Here is an 18,381-nt window from a genome sequence, read left to right on the forward strand (position 1 = left end):
GTCCTTCCCGGGAGGGGGTTCAGCCGTCGGCGGCGTGGTTGATACCGCCGGGGACGGCTCCGGTGACGGGGTCCCAGAGGTCGACGAGTTCCTCTTCCGGGTCGGGGGATTCACGGTCGCTGCCGGGGTCCAGCAGGTCCTGGATGTCGTGGACGATCCGCGGGAGTAGCCGGAACAGGCGCAGGCCGTCGCGGAAGGAACGGCGGGCCTGCGCTTCGGGGTTGGGCGAGTTGTGCAGGGAGAAGGCGAGGGGGATGGTGAGTTCGGCCTTGTAGAGGTCGGCGATGTCGTAGACCAGGGCCTGCTGGTTGCCCTGGTGGACGAAGCCGAGGGCGGGGGACATGCCCAGGGAGTGGACGGCGGCGTGGACGATGCCGTAGAGGCAGGTGTTGGCGGAGGACAGAGCGAGGTTGACGGGGTCCTGGAGGTCCCACTGCGAGGGGTCGTAGGCGCGGCGGAAGCGGCCGATCCTGTGCTGCTGGGCGAGGATCTTGTACTGCGCTTTGACGCGCTGGCCCTCCATGCCTCGTAGCTGCTGGAGGGTGGAGCCGGGCGGGACGGTGCCGGCGCCGAAGCGCTTCTCGTACATGGCGGTGGCGATGCGCAGGCGTTGTGTGTCGTCCGCCCAGGCTCGCGCCTGGCGTTCGAGCCAGGTCGTACTCAGGGACGCGGGCTGGGTGGCCGCGTAGCAGCGCACTCCCCCGGAGCCGGTGATCAGCACCGTGGTGCCGTGGCGGGCCAGGGTGGCCATGGCGGGGGCGGTGATGGAGGTGCCCGGGCCGAGGAGGACGCAGGAGAGGGCCGCGGTGGGCAGGTAGACGGTCTGGCGGCCGTGGAGTTCGCTGCTGACCTCGGCCAGAACACCGGTGTCGTCCTGAAGCACCCGGACGATGTCCAGGTAGAGGAAGGACAGGGAGTCGGCGATGCGCGGCAGCATGGCGACGGTGGGTGCGGCGAGCTTGCGGCGGGCCTGCGAGGGTGTGGTCATGCGTCCACCGCGGTGCGCTGGGGGGCGAGGGTGAGCAGGCCGCAGCCGTAGGCCTTGCCGCGGCCGATGCCGGCGGTCAGCTTGGTGCGCAACTGGTCGGGGTCGACGATGACGGCGACGCCGTCGAAGCGGGTACGGGAGTGGCGGATGCGCTGCCGGGCCTTCGGCCCGCTCTTGTTGCCGGTCGCGTCGTCGAGCGGCTGGGAGAGCAGGGAGAGCAGCTTCAACCCGGCCGCGTCCGCCTGGCGTTGCCACCACTCCTCGGCGTCCGCACCGTGCAGGGCGACGACTTCGGGCAGCTGGTAGCGGGAGCGGGTGGTGGCGCCGGGCTTGCGTACCGCACTGGCCGTGCAGCGGTAGTGGATCTGAAGGCCGCCGCGCAGGAGGCCCAGGAGCGGGTCGAGGGAGCGGGTGGCGCTCTGACCGTAGCCGTCGGGGAGCTTGGTCAGGTCGGGCTGGTGGGCGGATTGCAGGAGGATCGCGGGCCCGCCGCGGGCGTCGTCGACGCGGTGCAGCAGACCGAGTTGACGGCGGGGATCGGGGCCGAGGTCGTCGGGGAAGAGGCTCATCAGGCGGCGGTGCAGCCCGACCGCGTCACCGAGGTCGCGGCGGGCTTCGAGGGACCGCGGATCGGGTGCGATGCGGGTCAGCCACAGGGATGTCATCGGCGTGCCCCCTCGGGGGTGGTCTGGGCGCGGTATGCCGCGAGGCGCTTGAGGTGGTCGATGCCGTGCCCCGCCCACTGCTCGCGCGGCGGCGTGTACCGGCGGCGGAAGACGGGCCGCGCGTGGTGGCTTCGGCTGCGGGGGTGGAAGGAGGCGGGCTCGTCGTTGAGTTGCCCGGTCGGCCGGGCGGCCTCCGCGGGGTCGGACGGGCGCAGCTCGGCCGGAAGGGGCAGGTGGTCGAGCGGGCGGTCGCCGAGGAGTTCCACCTCGGGGGCGGGTGCCCGTTCGCGCGGCGGGGGCGCGGCGAGGGGCAGGTGGATCAGGTGGTGCAGGGGGTCGTCGAAGACGCCGATCAGGACCGGCCCGGTGGGTGGGCAGGACCGGCGGCCCAGGTAGAGCGGCCAGCGCGGGGACACGAGGGCGTCGGCGCATGCAGTGAGGAGGCCGGGCGGGGTGTCGGGCCCGGGGGTGAGGGCGGCGGTGAACGCGGCGTCCGCGAGGTAGTAGCGGTGGGAGAGGAGGGTGCCGGTGTCGCCGGAGCGCTTCTTGCCCTGGGCGGTGGTGACCGTCTGCGCTGCCGGGAGTCCGCCGCCCACGGTGTGCAGGTCGCGCAGGAGCACTCCGCCCCGGTCCGTACGGACGGTCAGGCGCAGGGTGGCGAGGTCGCTGACCGGTTCCTGCCGTGCCCGGCCGAGGGCGGCGGCCAGCAGGCCGATGACGCCGGAGCGCGTGGGGTGCGGGGCGGTGTCGCGTTGGTTGAAGTGGCTGTGCCCGCCCCAGGACTGCAAGGGACCTGCGAGGTGGAGCAGCAGGCCCGGCGCGGGTGTCGTGGAGGCGGCGTCCGCGGCGAGGTCGGAGAGGGTCACGCCGCGGTCTCCTGCTCGAAGGCGCGGTCCGCGGCGGCGGTGACCAGCTTGTCGACGGACGGGTGCCGCGTGCCGAGTCCGTTGAGGTCCTTGGCCTCACGGCCCGTCCAGCCCGCCAGGAGGATGCCGTCGGTGCCCATGAACTCGTCGACCTCGCCTGCGTACTCGGCGAGAGCGTCGCGGGAGGGAGCGGCGAATCCGCCCTCGGGAGCCATCCGTACGGGCTTCTCGAAGGCGGCGGCCAGGGAGAGCGGGCGGTCGGAGCGGACGGTGACGTGGACCAGGTCCGGCGGCGTGTTCGGAGCGGTGGAGTTCTTCTTCGCCTCGGGCAGGGAGCGTACGAACGACTGGAGGAAGGCCTCGGCCAGTTCCCGGACGGCTGCCGCGTCACCGCCGAGGTTGGCGGCGAGTTCGGCGAGGTCGAGGGTGGCGTAGCGGTAGAAGGTGCCTGCGCTGAACTCCGCGTGGCCCATGTGGCCGCTGCCGGTGGCGTCCTGCCACTGGTCGGTGACGTCGTCGACGGCGGAGAAGTAGTCGATCTCGATGTCGGTGGGGTGCGTGGTCATGGCGTGCGCGACCTGGACGGCGCCGTCGACCCCGGCGTCGTCCACCTCGGCGAGCATGCGACCGAAGGTGTTGATGACAGCGTTGCGGGAGCGCAGGACGCCCTTCACCCTGCCGGTCTGGTCCTTGAGGACGCTCTTGTCCGAGGGCTTGGTGATGTCCTTGGCCTTCTCGATCTCCGCGCGGAACTCCTCGGCCAGATCGGCGAGTTCGGAGATGGCTGTCTCGGGCACGTAGACCAGGGCGTTCTGGAGGACCACGTTGGGCAGGGCCTTCTTCTCCTTCTCCTCCAGCTCGAACCTGATCCCGGAGGCGGCCGCCACATGTGCCCCCGCCCGGGCCGCGAGACCGGCCTCCCAGCCCCGCTCCTCGCTCAGCAAGCGGGCCACCCGCTCGGCGATACGGCGGGTACGCAGCGCACTCTGCCCGGTACGTTCCTCGAACTTCTTGCGCACGGCGCGCTTCCAGCACTGGCTGGAGACCCGGGTGCGCAGCACGCCCCCGAACTGGACGGTCTTCACCGAGTTCGTGTCGTCGCGGTTGAGGTTCGCGAACGGCACGGTCTGCAGCACGCTGACGCAGAGGAAGCGGGCGGGGAGGGTGAGGGTGGTGGCCATGAGGGCTCCAAGAGGGTGAGTGGGGAGTGAACATCACCGCGCGAGAGCGGATGTTCCTCCGTGGTCGTGGCAGGCCCGCGGCACGGGCATCGTGTCCGGTGAGGCAGGTGTCCTTCAGGCGCTCGGAGAGCGTTCCGGGGTCTCGGCGGTGGCCGTGGCGTCCTGGACGGTGGCCTTGGCGTCCTCGGTGTCGGCCCGGCGGCTGTCTGCCTTCTGCAGCGCCCGGTAGAAGTCCTGGAGCCAGTACCGGGTGATACGGCCGGAGTCCCGGGGCCAGTCGAGGAGGTCCTGGAGCAGCCGGGCGAAGTCGACGGGCACGCCCAGGGACCGCAGATAGCGCACCGATGCGGGCAGGTGCCGGTGCAGGCCGGTGATCTGCTGCTTGCACAGGACGTTCAACCGGCTCTCCGCCGTGCCTCGGCGCATCTGGCGTTCCCGGCCCGAGGCCACGTCGACCGCGGCCGCGAAGGCTGCACCGAGGCTGGAGCCGTAGTCGGGGCGAAGAGTGGCGGCGCGGTCCCCGGTCTCGGCCCCGGGCCCGGTCCCCGCCGATGCTTCACGAGTCGCACCGCCCTCGGCACCATCGATGTTCTCGGTGTCTTCGGTACCTTCGGTCTGCTCCGCCTCGTCTTTCTCCTCCGTCTCCTCCTCCGACGACGACCTCTGCTTTCTGCGCGTCTGCTCAGCGATCATGGCCGCGACCGCGTAGTACGCGCGCTGGGCACGATCGTCAGCGGCGGGCGGCACCAGGTGGGCAATCACCTGGTGCATGCGGGGCACAGCGTCCAGGTCCTTGCCGACTCCTGAGCGCAGGGCGCTGCGGGCCCCTGGATCGCTCTGGCAGCGGCGGCTCACCGAGGTGATGAAGCGGTCGTACTTCGTGAGCCGGTTCGTACGGTGACTCCGCTGGGCGGGAACTGCCGCCTGCGCGACGGTGTTGTCGACGGTCACGGGGTGGACTCCTTCTCCTTGGCTGCACCCGGGGTGGACGCGGCACGTCGGTCGCCGAAGAGGTCGGTTCGGGCTTCCTGGACCGCTTTCGCACCGCGCTGGGTGCCCGCGACCTGAGAGGTGACCTCGTCGAACGCGGCCAGTGCGAGGCGGAGGAAGGCGGCGCGGGCGGCCGGGACATCCAGGCCGCCGTCGAGGGTGGTTCCGGTGCGGTCCAGTCGGGCGAAGCGGTGCCAGAACTCCCGTTCCGCGCCGGGCCAGTAACGGGCCGCACCGCTCTCCGCCCAGGCATCCGCGTCGTCCTTGGGGTCGTTCACATAGGTACGCCAGGCGCGGCGCAGGGCGCGGTCGAGCCGCTGGCCGAAGCGTTCGCCGAGGATGCGGAGCTGACCGACCGCGGGGCGGCTGGTGGCCGTGCGCCGTTCCACGTACCCGAGGACGGGCGGGGTGGCGGCGTCGACGAACTGGATGTCCTTGGCCTGGCTGTCCTGCTCGAAACCGAGGGCCCGGACCCGCAGGTCCTCGGAGATCTCCTGAGCCCAGTCGAAGACGGCGGGGCGACGCGGGCGGGCCTGGCCGGGCGGTTCGGCGAGCAGCAGCGCGTCGAGGTCGCGCCACAGAGCGCGGGAGGAGTCCGCGTACCGAGCGTAGGAATTGCCGGCCTGGCTGATCTGCCAGATCAGGTAGTCGTCGCCGGGGCGGGCGTCACGGCCGGTGCGGTAGCCCCAGGTGATGTAGGCATCCACGACGCGGGAGGCGTCCTCGGGGTCGGGGACGAGGAGCAGCGCGTGCACGCCCTGGCCGGTGAGCTGCGAACAGGGCCCGGTGGCGGCGGGAGGCGGCCCTTCCGGGTCCGGCAGTGTCTCCCTCTCCCACGGGCAAAGGTCCTCGGCCGGGCGTACCTGCTGCTTCGGTGGGACAAGCCCGGCGAGCAGCGTCTCGAAGAGGGTGCTGCCCTCGGGGTGGTAGGAGAGGGTCCCACGCAGCGGTCCCCCCGTGGCGTTGGACGTCTTGGTGCCGTTGACGGTGCGCGCGCTGCACTTGCCGGACGGCCCGTAGAAGAGCCAGGTCAGCAGGCTGAGTACGGCTTCGGAGGCGCTCGGCGGTAAGGGGCGCGTATCGCTCGTATGCGTGAACCAGGCGTGGTTGTTGCCGGCCGGGCGGGTCACGATCAGCTTGTTGACCCCGGCGGTGCCCGCGGCGTCACATTCCTCGATCAGCCGGGGGTCCTGCATCCACGGGCGGCCTCCCGCGTCGTCGAACAGGAAGAACCTGTCGTGGTTCCGCGCGCAGTAGGCATCGATCCCGTCGGGGGGAAGCTGCCCGGCGGCCAGGATCTCGTCACGGCGCAGGACCCAGTCGTCAGGACCGTCGGGTGCTTGGTCCAGGCCGGTCACCCGGGCGGTGAGGGCGTAGAGGATCCGCAGGAGCGCGGAGTGCGCGGGTGGGATCGCCACGGCGAGGTTCTCGATCTCGTGCGCATGCCGCAGCAGCGGTCTCAGGCCCACCTCGCCCGTCGACCCGCTCCCCACGGGTGGCGCACTCCCCGGTTTCCATCGCACCGGGAAGAGCGGGTCGTCGAGCACGTTCGTCAGAGGCATGGCTCTCCCGGAGCAGACACGGAGACGGTTTCGTACGAGCGGAGCCGGGAGCGGCCGGACAGCGCACCGGGTACGTACCGCGCCCGCTGAGCCGAGGCAGGTCGGCGGGTGCGGTAACTCCCCTTTCGGGAAGCGGAGTTGAAAAGTAGCGAAGAGGACGAACCCTTGTGAGGATTTCCTGGAGAAAGAGTCAAAGTTCCTCGACTCCCACCTCGGAGAGAGCGATCGTGCGCTCACCGAGCCCGCATCGCCAACCCTCCCCTTCCGCTCCGGGGGTCAGCACCAGCAAGCCCACATCCCGCAACAGCGGTTGCTTGCGCCAGCCGGGCAGATGCTCGACTCCTCCGTCCCGCAGCCACCGCCCGGGTACCGGCACCACCCGGGCCATCACCTCGGCCAGCTCCCGGCGAGAGGGTCGAGGCCCTTCCGGCAGGGCCACCTCACCGGACTCGTCCAGCGTCCAGGCGCCGTCCGGCTGTGCGTACACGCACACCACCCGGCCGGTGTCCGCGCCGAGGCGCGTGGTGAGGAGTTCCTCGTCCACTCCCTCGACCCGTCGGCTCAGGAGGTGCAGGTACCCCTGGACATCTCCCGGGCCGCCGATCGCCACCATGTCCGCCAGGCTCGTCTCGGCCGCCTGGGAGGCGAGACGCTCCAGGTCCAGATCCCGCAACTCCCGCCCGACGCCGGCATCCAGATCCTCGACGAAATCCGGCGCGTAGACGGCGTCCACCAGCTCCTGCACTCCACCGGGGACCGCGATGCCCTCGCCCGCGCGCTCCCTCAACAGCAAGGACGTCCGCAGCAGCAGGCTGGCGTCGTAGACCAATCCCCACGACCTCGGGCACATCCGGCCCTCAGGAGCGAGGAACGGATCCAGCACCACCACGCGCGGAGCGTCCTCAACCGCGGCCCACGTCGGTCTGCCCGCGCTGCCCCGCTGGTGGCGCCTGCAGCGTCCGGCCCGCTGGAGCAGTTGGGCCAGCGGAGCCAGGTCGCTGATCACCACCTCGAAGTCGAGGTCGAGGGACTGCTCCACCACCTGCGTGGCCACCAGCACGGAGGCCTCCCGCACCGATGGTTCCGCCCCCGCCTCCGGCTTGCCGTAGGCGCGCTCGCACTCGGCCGCGATCTCCTGCCGTACGCGGGCGGGGAAGCGGGAGTGCAGCAGCCGCACCCCGCCCGGGCGCCCGGCGAGTTCGGGAAAGGCGGCGCGGATGTCGCGGAAGGTGGCCTGCGCCTCGGCGACGGTCGTGCAGCACACCAGCGCGGTGCCCCCGCTCTCGACGACCTGCCGGAGCTCCTCGCGCACAGCGGCACGGCGCCCGTTCGCCGGAGCGGGCCCGCCCGCCTCACCTTCCCGTACGTCCCAGGCCACCGGCCGCACGACGACGTCGAGGGTGCGGGGCCTTCCCGTCGCCGTGCTCCGCGGCGCCGAGACCTCGCCGGTCACGGCTCCCGCGTACACCCATCCCGGATACGCGGGCTCGACCGGTGCCGCCTCGGTGAACCCCGCACCGCGGCGGTAGGCGTTCACCAGCGAGGCCGCCGCCTGGCCCGTCAGCGTCGCCGACAGGAGCACCACCGGCGCGCGCATCGCCCCCAGCCACTCCAGCAGGACCAGCAGGAGCTTGTGCATCCACGGGCCGTAGGCATGGGCCTCGTCGACCACGAGGACCTTCTCGTGCAGCCCGAACAGGCGCAGCGTGTTGTAGCGCAGCGGCAGCGCCCCGGCCAGGACCTGGTCGACGGTGCCCACCGACAGCGGCGCCAGAAAGCCGCGGCGATTCCCGCGCACCCAGTCCCCGGCCGCCACCGAGGTGTTCGTGTCCGAGGAGAGCTGAGCGGTCTGGTCGTCGGAGGACGGGGGCGTGTAGGCCGCGTTCAGCCAGGCCATCGAGTGCAGCAGCGTCAGAGCGCGCTGACCGGTCAACGCCGACTCCGCGAACGCGCGCACCCTCCCGTACATGGCGTCGGCCGTCGCCATCGTCGGCAGCGCCACGAACATCCCGCGCGCGCCCGCCGCCCTGCCCAGCACCGACGAGGCGAACAGCGCCGCCTCCGTCTTCCCGTCCCCCGTCGGCGCCGTCACCAGCAGCACCCCTGGGCCATGGGCCTGCACCAGACCGGGCAACTGCGCGACGAGGTCGGCCTGGAGCGGGTTCGGTGCGAACGGGAACATCCCGCCGAAGCTGCTCTCGGCGAACTCGGCCCGCCCCAGCCTCGCCGCACCGACCAGCGCGGGAGCCGCCGCCACCGCACGCGCGAAGTGCGCGTCCACCTCCGCCGGAGTGCCCCGCCATCCCGTCGTGCCCCGTACGGACTCGATCGCGGCGGTGTCACTGGCCAGCCAGTCCGCGCAGACCACCAGCCCCGTCAACACCACGGCCAGGTCCGCCGACAAGGCACCCGCGGGCACCGCGGCCGCACCGGTGACCCGCCGCAACTCCTCCAGATGACAACGCCGCTGGACATGCCACCCTGCCGCACCCAGACCAGGCTCGTACGAAGCGGGCGTCCGCATCTCCGAAGTCGTCAACTTCCGCCCGAACAGCCCGTGATGACCGCCGAGCAACTGGCCCACCCAGTGCGCCAGTGCGGCTCCACTGCCACCCCGCTGCGCGGCACCACGCCGGTTCGGGTACCCGACCTCTTCCAGCAGCGAGCCCAACGACCAGTGGGTCGCCATCTCATGCCGCATCCGGGCACCCGTCACGTGCGCGTACTCGGGCCGCCCACCCACCACCTCGAACAAGGCGGGCACCTGCGCCTGAAAGGCCGGCGAGATCTTCCCCAGATCGTGCAACCCCGCCCAGAACGAGAGCACTGCCCGGCACTCCGGCCCCGACAGCCCCAACTGCCCGGCGAACCGCTCCCGGACCCGCCCCTCCAGCAACTCGTCCCAGAGCGCGCCGAACGTCGCGGCCACATCCAGCAGATGACACATCACGGGGTACGGCTCGGCCAGCCCATGCTCCTTGCCCCACAGACGTCCGTCCGGCAACACCACTGCCTGCGACGCATCTTGACTGTCAGTCATGAAGCATGTCCTACCAGCCCGCACCGACAACGCGAGCTGATCAGGCCATTACCTCCCACCGCAGGGCCACGCCGCCTACAGTGCGCACCATGCGTACTGCCATCTCCCTGCCCCGCGCCACGCCTGGCAATGAAATGGCAAAGCCCTTCTGACGCCGCAGGTCAGGAAGTGTCCTCTCCGCGCGAGCGGAGGTGAGCCGACGTCGGCGATCGCCGAGACGCGAGTCCCGTCGTCCTCTCCGCGCGAGCGGAGGTGAGCCGTGCCGGGCTGGCACACGTAGCCCTCGAATCGCGTCCTCTCCGCGCGAGCGGAGGTGAGCCGCAGCTCCTCGTACCCCTTCCCGGACCTCAGGTGTCCTCTCCGCGCGAGCGGAGGTGAGCCGCTCGCGATCTGTGCGGCCTTGGCCCGTGCCGTGTCCTCTCCGCGCGAGCGGAGGTGAGCCACAGCTTCTAAATCTTCTTACTCAAGGGCGTGCGTCCTCTCCGCGCGAGCGGAGGTGAGCCGCGGTGCGCTGGTAGCCGGTGCGGTCCTCGTCCGTCCTCTCCGCGCGAGCGGAGGTGAGCCGATCTTCAGCGCGTTCGGTGCCCGGGCGGGTACGTCCTCTCCGCGCGAGCGGAGGTGAGCCGCCGCCCGTCCCCGCGGTCGGTGGACGGATCCTGTGGAGCCGTCAGGCCCTCGGCGAGCACGGCCCGCACACGCAGGTCGGCGTGTACCGGGTCGTCGGCGAAGAACGCCGCACCGGCCCGGACCCGGGCGGGGAGTGCATCCTGCTGCACCTGGAGTTCCTCCGCGACATCAGCCCCGAGCCAGAAGCTGCCGGGAGCCCGGCGCCCTGAGCCTCCGCCTGCTCGTACGGGGCGTTGTCAGGATGTGCCGGTTGCGGGCAGGTCGGTGTCGGGGCAGTCGGCGGCGTAGCGGCAGGGGGAGGTCTTGGACGGGCAGCCACTCGGGTCCTGGCCGTCCTTGGAGCGGTTCGTTGTCAGGGTGACGGTGACGAGGGTGGCCTGCGGGGAGAGGTCATTGGTCCCGGTCAGTCGATGCCTTCGACGATGCGGAAGTCACGCTCGTCGCCGTCGTCGAGGGCGGCCAGCGCCTGCTGGTAGTCCGCGCTCTCGCGCGCCGCGATGGCCTGCTCGAAGCTGTCGAACCGGATCACGACGACGCGCTCGACGCTTCCGGCGTCGCGCGCCATAACCCGGCCGCCTCGGACGAGGACCGACCGCCCCCGGCCGCGATGGCCGGAGCGGCCTGCTTCTCCGGGTCCGAGAAGGTGCGGTAGACGCTGGCCCAGTGGCTCGTGGGCATCGAACCTCCAAGTGTCGGGACCACGCCAGGTGCGGCCGCACCGTCTGCCCCACACCCACACCCACAGCGCATCGGATTCACCACGACAGTCCCTCCGAAGGAACCGGAAGCAGACGCTCGCCCGACGTACGAGCGCCACCGAGAAGGGCCACCGAGGGGGCCACCGAACTCCTCGGCCGTGACGATCTGGCCGTACACCGCAGACAGACTTGGCCGCGACACTGCCCAACGCACCTTCTGCCTGGGCAAGATGGCGACGGACAGGTTCTTCGCCGGGTAGGTGCTTCCGTTGCTCGCCGCTCAACGCGCCCGTGCCGTGCGTCAGGACGGCGTCTTGGCGTTTGTGCCGGACGAGGCATGGTGACCGCGGAGATGCCGAGCCCCGCCGGTGCCGGCGAGCCGCGGGCCAGCCACCCGAGTGTCGGCTGCTGCGCACGATCGCCTCACCCGCACGACCCTCACCAGCGCGTTCCAAGGAGCCACCCGTGACCGAACTGCCCGCCGCCGTCCTCGCCCGAGGCCATCAGACCATGCTGCTGGTGCACCGTGCCATGGTGCGCGACGTGGAGCGCATCGGCCTCGCCAGCCGCGCGCTGCCGGCGGCCGACGCGGATCGCACCAGCGCGTTGCGCGCGTATACGCACACGATCTTTGAGTTGATCGAGCACCACCACCGAGGCGAGGACGAGTTCCTCTGGCCGACGCTGCGCGAGCGGGGTGCCGACGTGGACGCTCTGACGCTGATGACCGCCGAGCACGCGGAACTCACCAAGGTGCTGCACGCCTGGCACGAGGTCAGCCAGCGCCTCGGCACCGACGAAGCGGCCCCGGCCGAGCTGGCGGCCCGGACGGACGAACTGCGCGAGCAGCTCGCCGCGCACGCCGCCGACGAGGAGCGAGAGCTGTCGGGACGGCTCGCGCTCGCACTGGACGGCCGGACCTGGAAGGGCTTCGAGAAGCACATGCGTAAGACGGCGCCGCTGTGGACGCTGCGGTTCATGCCGGCTTGGCTGCTGTCCGTCTCGGGCCCTGAGGAGCGCGGGGGTGTGCCCGCCGCCGCGGTCGGGCGGCTGTTCAGCGGCTGGCTGGAGAGGTACCAGCTCGCCGCTTTCGGTGAGCACCACGCGGTCTAGTCGGCGGATCGGCCTGCCACTCCCGGGACTTCGCCCCGCATCGGCTCCTCTCACCTTCTTTGGGGTGCGGGCCTCCCGGCGAGGAAGCTCGGCACTATGGGCGCTCCCCCAGGGGCCCCGGGCGTCAGCGTTTGACGCGGTCGCGGAGGGCGAGGACGGCCAGGCCCAACAGGACGGGCTCGGTGAGGCGGGAGGTCGTCTCGATGCAGGTACCCGCAGTCCGAGGGCCGACGGAGGACGCGGAAGAGCCCTCAGTGTTCCAGTCCGTACGGCCCCGGGCCCCGGTCCCATGCCATGGGTTCCGGACAGCGGAGGCCCGGGAGAAGCTGGGAGAAATCCGGGAGAAGATCTTGCTCACTCCCAGCCCCTCATCCCCGCCCAGACCGACGGAGACCGATATCGCCCTCCCCGGCCGACAAGAAAAAGGACGCCTCCCCACCAGGGGAAACGCCCTATCTCTCTGCACTGCATCTGTGGGGCTAACAGGATTTGAACCTGTGGCCTCATCCTTATCAGGGATGCGCTCTAACCAACTGAGCTATAGCCCCGCCGCGCTCTGTGCGCTGACCTGAGAAGATTAGCGCACGACGTGGTCAGTCCCAAAATCGGTAACCGGGGCCGGGAACAGGCCCCCGGCGGGGGCCCGCGACCGGCTCCCGGTGGTTACTCGTCCTCCGCCAGGGTCAGCTCCACGCCGCCGACGAACCCCGCGGAGAGGTTGTAGATGAAGGCGCCGAGGGTGGCCAGGGCGGTGGCGAGGACGACGTCGATGACGGCGATGACCGAGGTGAAGATGAGCACCCGGGGCAGCGAGAGGAAGGACTGGAGGTCGAATCCGTTGGACTCGTTGGAGCCGGTCGCCTCGGAGATGGTGCCGCCGACGGTGGAGAAGACGCCCATCGCGTCCATGACCATCCACAGCACGGCGGAGGCCACCACGGTGCAGATGCCCAGCGCGATGGAGAGCAGGAAGCTCACCTTCATCACCGACCAGGGGTCCGCCTTGGCGACCCGCAGCCGCGCCTTGCGGGTCCGCGGGGTGGTGCGCGCCCCCGCGGGCGTACGGGGTCTGCGCACGGTGCCGTCCGGGGCGGACTGGTAGGCCTGCGGCGGGTGGTACGGGCCGGAGGGGGCCTCCGGCGGCCGTTCGCCGGGCAGGGCTCCGCCCGTGTACTGCTGGCCCTCGGCGCCTCGGGTTTCGGTCACGTTGCCCCCTGGGGCTGCTGGGAGTCGTCGTCGTGAAAGGGAGAGATGGCAGGGGCGGGAAGGGGCGAGCAGGGAGCGGGGCCGGTCACCGCGGGGCCACGGACGCCGTCCGTTCCTGCCGGAAGGGTTCCGGCGACCGTGGCCCTGCTCACGACCCGCTCCTCGTACTCGGCGGCCTCTCGGCCCGCCCGGCCTACTCGGACGGGGACTCGGTGTCCTCGTCCGCCGCCGGGGCCGCCTCGGCGTCGACGTCGCCGTCGACCTCCTCGGCCTCCCGGCCCGCCTCGGCATTGCGCGCGATCCCGACGACGGCGTCGCGCTTGCCCAGGTTGATCAGCTGGACACCCATGGTGTCACGGCCGGTCTCGCGCACCTCATCGACGCGCGTGCGGATCACTCCGCCCCCGAGCGTGATGGCCAGGATCTCGTCGCTGCTCTCCACGACCAGCGCGCCGACCAGCGAGCCCCTGTCCTCCACGATCTTGGCGGCCTTGATGCCGAGGCCGCCGCGGCCCTGGACCCGGTACTCGTCCACGGGCGTGCGCTTCGCGTAACCGCCGTCGGTGGCGGTGAAGACGAACGTACCGGGCCGGACGACATTCATCGAGAGCAGTTCGTCGCCCTCGCGGAAGCTCATGCCCTTGACGCCGGAGGTGGCGCGGCCCATCGGGCGCAGTGCCTCGTCGGTCGCGGTGAAGCGGATCGACTGGGCCTTGCGGGAGATGAGCAGCAGGTCGTCCTCGGCGGAGACCAGTTCGGCGCCGATCAGCTCGTCGTCGCGGCCGTCCTCCATCTCGCGGAGGTTGATCGCGATGACGCCGCCGGAGCGCGGGGAGTCGTAGTCCTTCAGGGAGGTCTTCTTGACCAGGCCCGCCTTGGTGGCGAGGACCAGATAGGGGGCGACCTCGTAGGTGCGGATGGCGAGGATCTCCGCGATGGACTCGTCCGGCTGGAAGGCGAGGAGGTTCGCCACGTGCTGGCCGCGGGCCTCGCGTCCGGCGTCGGGCAGCTCGTAGGCCTTGGCGCGGTAGACGCGGCCCTTGTTGGTGAAGAAGAGCAGCCAGTGGTGGGTGGTGGACACGAAGAAGTGGTCGACGATGTCGTCTTCCTTGAGCTTCGTGCCGCGGACGCCCTTGCCGCCGCGCTTCTGCGAGCGGTAGTCGTCGGTCTTGGTGCGCTTGACGTAGCCGCCGCGGGTGATCGTGACGACGATGTCCTCCTCGGCGATCAGGTCCTCGATGGACATGTCACCGTCGAAGGGCACCAGCTTGGTGCGCCGGTCGTCCGCGAACTTCTCGACGATCGCGGTCAGTTCCTCGCTGATGATGCCGCGCTGGCGCACCGGCGAGGCCAGGATCTCCTGGTACTCGGTGATCTTCGCCTGGAGTTCGTCGTGCTCCTGGATGATCTTCTGGCGCTCCAGGGCGGCCAGCCGGCGCAGCTGCATCTCCAGGATGGCGTTGGCCTGGATCTCGTCGATCTGCAGGAGTTCCATCAGGCCGGTGCGGGCGGTCTCGACGGTGTCGCTGGCCCGGATCAGGGCGATGACCTCGTCGATGGCGTCCAGGGCCTTGAGCAGGCCGCGCAGGATGTGGGCGCGCTCCTCGGCCTTGCGCAGCCGGAACTTCGTACGCCGGACGATGACCTCGATCTGGTGCGCCACCCAGTGCCGGATGAAGGCGTCCAGGGAGAGGGTGCGCGGCACGCCGTCGACCAGGGCCAGCATGTTGGCGCCGAAGTTCGTCTGCAGGTCGGTGTGCTTGTAGAGGTTGTTGAGGACGACCTTGGCGACCGCGTCCCGCTTGAGCACGATGACCAGGCGCTGGCCGGTGCGCGAGGAGGTCTCGTCGCGGACGTCGGCGATGCCGCCGATCCTGCCGTCCTTGACGAGGTCGGCGATCTTCTGCGCGAGGTTGTCCGGGTTGACCTGGTACGGGAGTTCGGTGACCACCAGGCACTGGCGGTTCTGGATCTCCTCGACCTCGACCACGGCGCGCATGGTGATGGAGCCGCGCCCGGTGCGGTAGGCCTCCTCGATGCCCTTGCGGCCGACGACCAGGGCGCCGGTCGGGAAGTCGGGGCCCTTGATGCGCTCGATGAGGGCGTCGAGCAGCTCCTCGTGCGAGGCCTCCGGGTTCTCCAGGTACCACTGGGCGCCAGCCGCGACCTCGCGCAGGTTGTGCGGCGGGATGTTGGTGGCCATGCCGACCGCGATGCCCGCCGAGCCGTTGATCAGCAGGTTCGGGAAGCGGGCGGGCAGGACGGTCGGCTCCTGGGAGCGGCCGTCGTAGTTGTCCGTGAAGTCGACGGTCTCCTCGTCGATGTCGCGGACCATCTCCATCGACAGCGGCGCCATCTTGCACTCGGTGTACCGCATGGCCGCGGCCGGGTCGTTGCCCGGGGAGCCGAAGTTGCCGTTGGAGTCGACCAGCGGCATCCGCATCGACCAGGGCTGCGCGAGGCGGACCAGCGCGTCGTAGATCGAGGAGTCGCCGTGCGGGTGGTAGTTGCCCATGACGTCGCCGACGACGCGGGCGCACTTGTAGAAGCCCTTCTCGGGCCGGTAGCCGCCGTCGTACATCGCGTAGAGGACGCGGCGGTGCACCGGCTTGAGGCCGTCGCGGACGTCCGGCAGCGCGCGGGAGACGATGACGGACATCGCGTAGTCGAGGTACGAGCGCTGCATCTCCGTCTCGAGCCCGACGGGCTCGACACGCATCGCCTCGACCGCGACCGTTTCCTCGCCGGTCTCGACGGGCTCTTCACTGGGAGCGGGGGTGTTCTCGTCGGCCATGGCCGTACTGGATCCTTTCGGACTGTGCGGAAGCGGAGGTCCCTCGGGCGGCCGCCGGGGGTGGGCGGCCGCGCCGGAAGGCCGCCTCAGATGTCGAGGAAGCGGACGTCCTTGGCGTTGCGCTGGATGAACTGGCGGCGGGCCTCGACGTCCTCGCCCATCAGGACCGAGAAGAGGTCGTCGGCCTGGGCGGCGTCGTCGAGGGTGACCTGGCCGAGGACGCGGTGGTCCTGGTCCATGGTCGTGATGCGCAGCTCCTCGGCGTTCATCTCGCCGAGACCCTTGAAGCGCTGGACCGAGTCCTCCTTGATCCGCTTGCCCTGCTGGCGCCCCAGCTCGATCAGCGCGTCGCGCTCGCGGTCCGAGTACGCGTACTGGAAGTCGTCCCGGGTCCACTTGATCTTGTACAGCGGCGGCCGGGACAGGAAGACGTGGCCCGCCTCGACCAGCGGCCGCATGAAGCGGAACAGGAAGGTCAGCAGCAGGGTGTTGATGTGCTGGCCGTCGACGTCGGCGTCCGCCATCAGGATGATCTTGTGATAGCGGAGCTTCTCGATGTCGAAGTCCTCGTGGACCCCGGTGCCGAAGGCGGAGATCAGCGCCTGGATCTCCTGGTTCTGCAGGATCTTGTCGATCCGGGCCTTCTCGACGTTCAGGATCTTGCCGCGGATCGGCAGGATGGCCTGGTACTCCGGGTTCCGGCCGGACTTGGCGGAGCCGCCGGCCGAGTCGCCCTCGACGATGAAGATCTCGCACTTGGTGGGATCGTTGGACTGGCAGTCGCTCAGCTTGCCGGGCAGCGAGGCGGTCTCCAGCAGGCCCTTGCGGCGGGTCAGATCGCGCGCCTTGCGGGCCGCGACCCGGGCCGTGGCGGCCTGGATCGACTTGCGGATGATGTCCGCGGCCTCGTTCGGATTGCGGTCGAGCCAGTCGGTGAGGTGCTCGTGCACCACCTTCTGCACGAAGGTCTTCGCCTCGGTGTTGCCGAGCTTGGTCTTGGTCTGGCCCTCGAACTGCGGCTCGCCCAGCTTGACCGAGATGATCGCGGTCAGGCCCTCGCGGATGTCGTCGCCGGTGAGGTTGTCGTCCTTCTCGCGCAGCAGCTTCTTGTCGCGCGCGTACCGGTTGATGAGCCCGGTCAGCGCGGCCCGGAAGCCCTCCTCGTGGGTGCCGCCCTCGTGGGTGTGGATGGTGTTGGCGAAGGAGTACACGCCCTCGCTGTAGCCGCCGTTCCACTGCATCGCGACCTCGAGGGAGAGCAGCCGCTCCTTGTCCTCGGCCTCGATGTCGATGACGCTCGGGTGCACCACCTCGCCCTTGCGGGAGTTGAGGTACTTCACGAAGTCGACGATGCCGCCCTCGTAGTGGTACGTGACCGTGCGGACCTTCTCCGCGACGTCCTCGGGGGCGTCGGCGCCCGCCGTGTCGGCGTCGGCGGTGGCCTTCGCGGACTCCCGCTCGTCGGTGAGCCGGATGGTCAGGCCCTTGTTGAGGAAGGCCATCTCCTGGAAGCGCCGGGAGAGCGTCTCGAAGGAGTACTCGGTGGTCTCGAAGATGTCGCCGTCGGCCCAGAAGGTGACCGAGGTGCCGGTCTCCTCGACCGCCTCGTGCTGCGCCAGCGGCGCGGTCGGGACGCCCAGCTTGTAGTCCTGCGTCCAGCGGTACCCGTCGGTCCTGACCTCCACGGCCACCCTGGTGGAGAGGGCGTTGACGACCGAGACGCCGACGCCGTGCAGACCGCCGGAGACCGCGTAGCCGCCGCCGCCGAACTTGCCGCCCGCGTGCAGCACGGTCAGCACGACCTCGAGGGCCGGCTTGTTCTCGGAGGGGACGATGCCGACCGGGATGCCGCGGCCGTTGTCGATCACGCGCACCCCGCCGTCGGCGAGGATCGTGACGTCGATGGTGTCCGCGTGCCCGGCCAGCGCCTCGTCGACCGCGTTGTCCACGACCTCGTAGACGAGGTGGTGCAGGCCGCGCTCACCGGTCGAGCCGATGTACATACCGGGGCGCTTACGGACCGCGTCCAGTCCTTCGAGGACCGTGATGGCACTCGCGTCGTACGCCGACTCCGCCGCCGCCTCCGCGAGGTCCTCGGCGACGTGCGCGGGGACGTCCGCGGAGGGGTCGGGAGTCGGAGACGGGGACGTGTTCTCGTTGGGGTTGCCGGAATCGGCCACGAAGCGCCCTTTCTGGCACAGCACAAACCGTGCAACCGGCGTCGGCCGGAGCGACTGCGGCGTGGTGCGGTGGTGAGCCTGGTGCGAAGCTGACGAAAGACGGAGGAGACGGGACAGCGGGTACTCGGTGGTGCCTCGCGCTCGCGGGAGCGCGGATTAGCCCTCAGTCTACCGGTACCGCTGACACTGATGGGGCTTTGCCGGTACCTGAGATGGCATGTGCCGCCCTGAACCGGCCTCTTCCGACTCCCCATATGCGGAGCGGGGGCCCAAGAGGCTCACAGCGGCACTCAGCGCTTCGGGGTGTCAACCCCCAGCTACGGAGCCGCCGCGGCCTTCTGACCACCGCGTCCGCGGGTGCCGCGGGGGCCGGACGACGGCCGTCACCGGGGCTTGCCGGCGGTCTCGCGGGGCGGCCGGCAGCTGACGCGGAAGCGGGACCGGCACCCGACTCGGGCCGGGATCGGCAAC

11 protein-coding genes, 1 tRNA gene, 1 pseudogene and 1 CRISPR repeat array are annotated in these 18,381 nt (G+C 70.7%); of the genes and pseudogenes, 1 reads left to right on the forward strand and 12 read right to left on the reverse strand.

What is annotated here, in order from left to right; genetic code table 11:
* Positions 1–19: 19 nt before the first annotated feature.
* The 8 genes and pseudogenes from cas1e to MID12_RS15750 all read right to left on the reverse strand — a co-directional run bounded on the left by cas1e (position 20) and on the right by MID12_RS15750 (position 10,597).
* Complete coding sequence (gene cas1e / locus MID12_RS15715) at positions 20–988, reverse strand: type I-E CRISPR-associated endonuclease Cas1e (protein WP_263167933.1); 969 nt, start codon at positions 986–988, stop codon at positions 20–22.
* Positions 985–1,653, reverse strand: a complete 669-nt coding sequence (gene cas6e, locus MID12_RS15720; protein WP_263167935.1) for a type I-E CRISPR-associated protein Cas6/Cse3/CasE — start codon at positions 1,651–1,653, stop codon at positions 985–987. Before cas6e ends, cas1e begins: the two co-directional genes overlap by 4 nt.
* Positions 1,650–2,519 carry a type I-E CRISPR-associated protein Cas5/CasD gene (gene cas5e, locus MID12_RS15725; RefSeq protein WP_263167937.1) on the reverse strand — a complete coding sequence of 290 codons (870 nt, stop codon included), beginning with the start codon at positions 2,517–2,519 and terminating at the stop codon, positions 1,650–1,652. The genes cas6e and cas5e overlap by 4 nt, the downstream gene beginning before the upstream one ends.
* Positions 2,516–3,700, reverse strand: coding sequence for a type I-E CRISPR-associated protein Cas7/Cse4/CasC (gene cas7e / locus MID12_RS15730; protein WP_263167939.1), 1,185 nt, complete (start codon positions 3,698–3,700; stop codon positions 2,516–2,518). Before cas7e ends, cas5e begins: the two co-directional genes overlap by 4 nt.
* Before the next feature lie 114 nt (positions 3,701–3,814).
* Complete coding sequence (casB, locus tag MID12_RS15735) at positions 3,815–4,651, reverse strand: type I-E CRISPR-associated protein Cse2/CasB (protein ID WP_263167941.1); 837 nt, start codon at positions 4,649–4,651, stop codon at positions 3,815–3,817.
* Positions 4,648–6,252 (reverse strand): type I-E CRISPR-associated protein Cse1/CasA, encoded by a 1,605-nt coding sequence (casA, locus tag MID12_RS15740; RefSeq protein ID WP_263167942.1) that lies wholly within the window; start codon positions 6,250–6,252, stop codon positions 4,648–4,650. The genes casB and casA overlap by 4 nt, the downstream gene beginning before the upstream one ends.
* 190 nt (positions 6,253–6,442) lie before the next feature.
* Positions 6,443–9,292, reverse strand: coding sequence for a CRISPR-associated endonuclease Cas3'' (locus MID12_RS15745; RefSeq protein ID WP_263167944.1), 2,850 nt, complete (start codon positions 9,290–9,292; stop codon positions 6,443–6,445).
* 169 nt (positions 9,293–9,461) lie between these two features.
* A CRISPR array of direct repeats spans positions 9,462–9,918; the repeat unit is 30 nt; unit sequence CGTCCTCTCCGCGCGAGCGGAGGTGAGCCG.
* A gap of 404 nt (positions 9,919–10,322) precedes the next feature.
* A pseudogene (locus MID12_RS15750) lies at positions 10,323–10,597 on the reverse strand (DUF1330 domain-containing protein).
* Between the two features lie 485 nt (positions 10,598–11,082).
* Between MID12_RS15750 and MID12_RS15755 the strand changes: the two are divergent.
* Positions 11,083–11,730, forward strand: a complete 648-nt coding sequence (locus MID12_RS15755; RefSeq protein WP_263167946.1) for a hemerythrin domain-containing protein — start codon at positions 11,083–11,085, stop codon at positions 11,728–11,730.
* A 474-nt stretch (positions 11,731–12,204) separates the two neighbouring features.
* Here MID12_RS15755 and MID12_RS15760 read toward each other — a convergent pair.
* From MID12_RS15760 to gyrB, 4 genes are all read right to left on the reverse strand, one after another.
* Positions 12,205–12,278, reverse strand: a tRNA-Ile gene (locus MID12_RS15760).
* A 115-nt stretch (positions 12,279–12,393) separates the two neighbouring features.
* Positions 12,394–12,936: a DUF3566 domain-containing protein gene (locus tag MID12_RS15765; protein ID WP_040251206.1), complete on the reverse strand. Its 543-nt coding sequence runs from the start codon at positions 12,934–12,936 to the stop codon at positions 12,394–12,396.
* Positions 12,937–13,129: 193 nt separating this feature from the next.
* A complete protein-coding gene (gyrA, locus tag MID12_RS15770; RefSeq protein ID WP_040251209.1) occupies positions 13,130–15,730 on the reverse strand; it encodes a DNA gyrase subunit A in 2,601 nt (866 codons plus the stop codon).
* 86 nt (positions 15,731–15,816) lie between these two features.
* Positions 15,817–17,934, reverse strand: a complete 2,118-nt coding sequence (gyrB, locus tag MID12_RS15775) for a DNA topoisomerase (ATP-hydrolyzing) subunit B (protein ID WP_040251212.1) — start codon at positions 17,932–17,934, stop codon at positions 15,817–15,819.
* Positions 17,935–18,381 lie beyond the last annotated feature (447 nt).

Origin of the sequence: Streptomyces sp. SCSIO ZS0520, from assembly GCF_025643355.1 — a bacterium.
Taxonomy (GTDB): domain Bacteria; phylum Actinomycetota; class Actinomycetes; order Streptomycetales; family Streptomycetaceae; genus Streptomyces; species Streptomyces physcomitrii.

Excerpts from the sequence above, each read along its gene's own strand:
- cas1e (WP_263167933.1), bottom strand. The coding sequence starts at position 988 with ATGACCACACCCTCGCAGGCCCGCCGCAAGCTCGCCGCACCCACCGTC.
- cas6e (WP_263167935.1), bottom strand. The coding sequence starts at position 1,653 with ATGACATCCCTGTGGCTGACCCGCATCGCACCCGATCCGCGGTCCCTC.
- cas7e (WP_263167939.1), bottom strand. The coding sequence starts at position 3,700 with ATGGCCACCACCCTCACCCTCCCCGCCCGCTTCCTCTGCGTCAGCGTG.
- casA (WP_263167942.1), bottom strand. The coding sequence starts at position 6,252 with ATGCCTCTGACGAACGTGCTCGACGACCCGCTCTTCCCGGTGCGATGG.
- MID12_RS15745 (WP_263167944.1), bottom strand. The coding sequence starts at position 9,292 with ATGACTGACAGTCAAGATGCGTCGCAGGCAGTGGTGTTGCCGGACGGA.
- gyrA (WP_040251209.1), bottom strand. The coding sequence starts at position 15,730 with ATGGCCGACGAGAACACCCCCGCTCCCAGTGAAGAGCCCGTCGAGACC.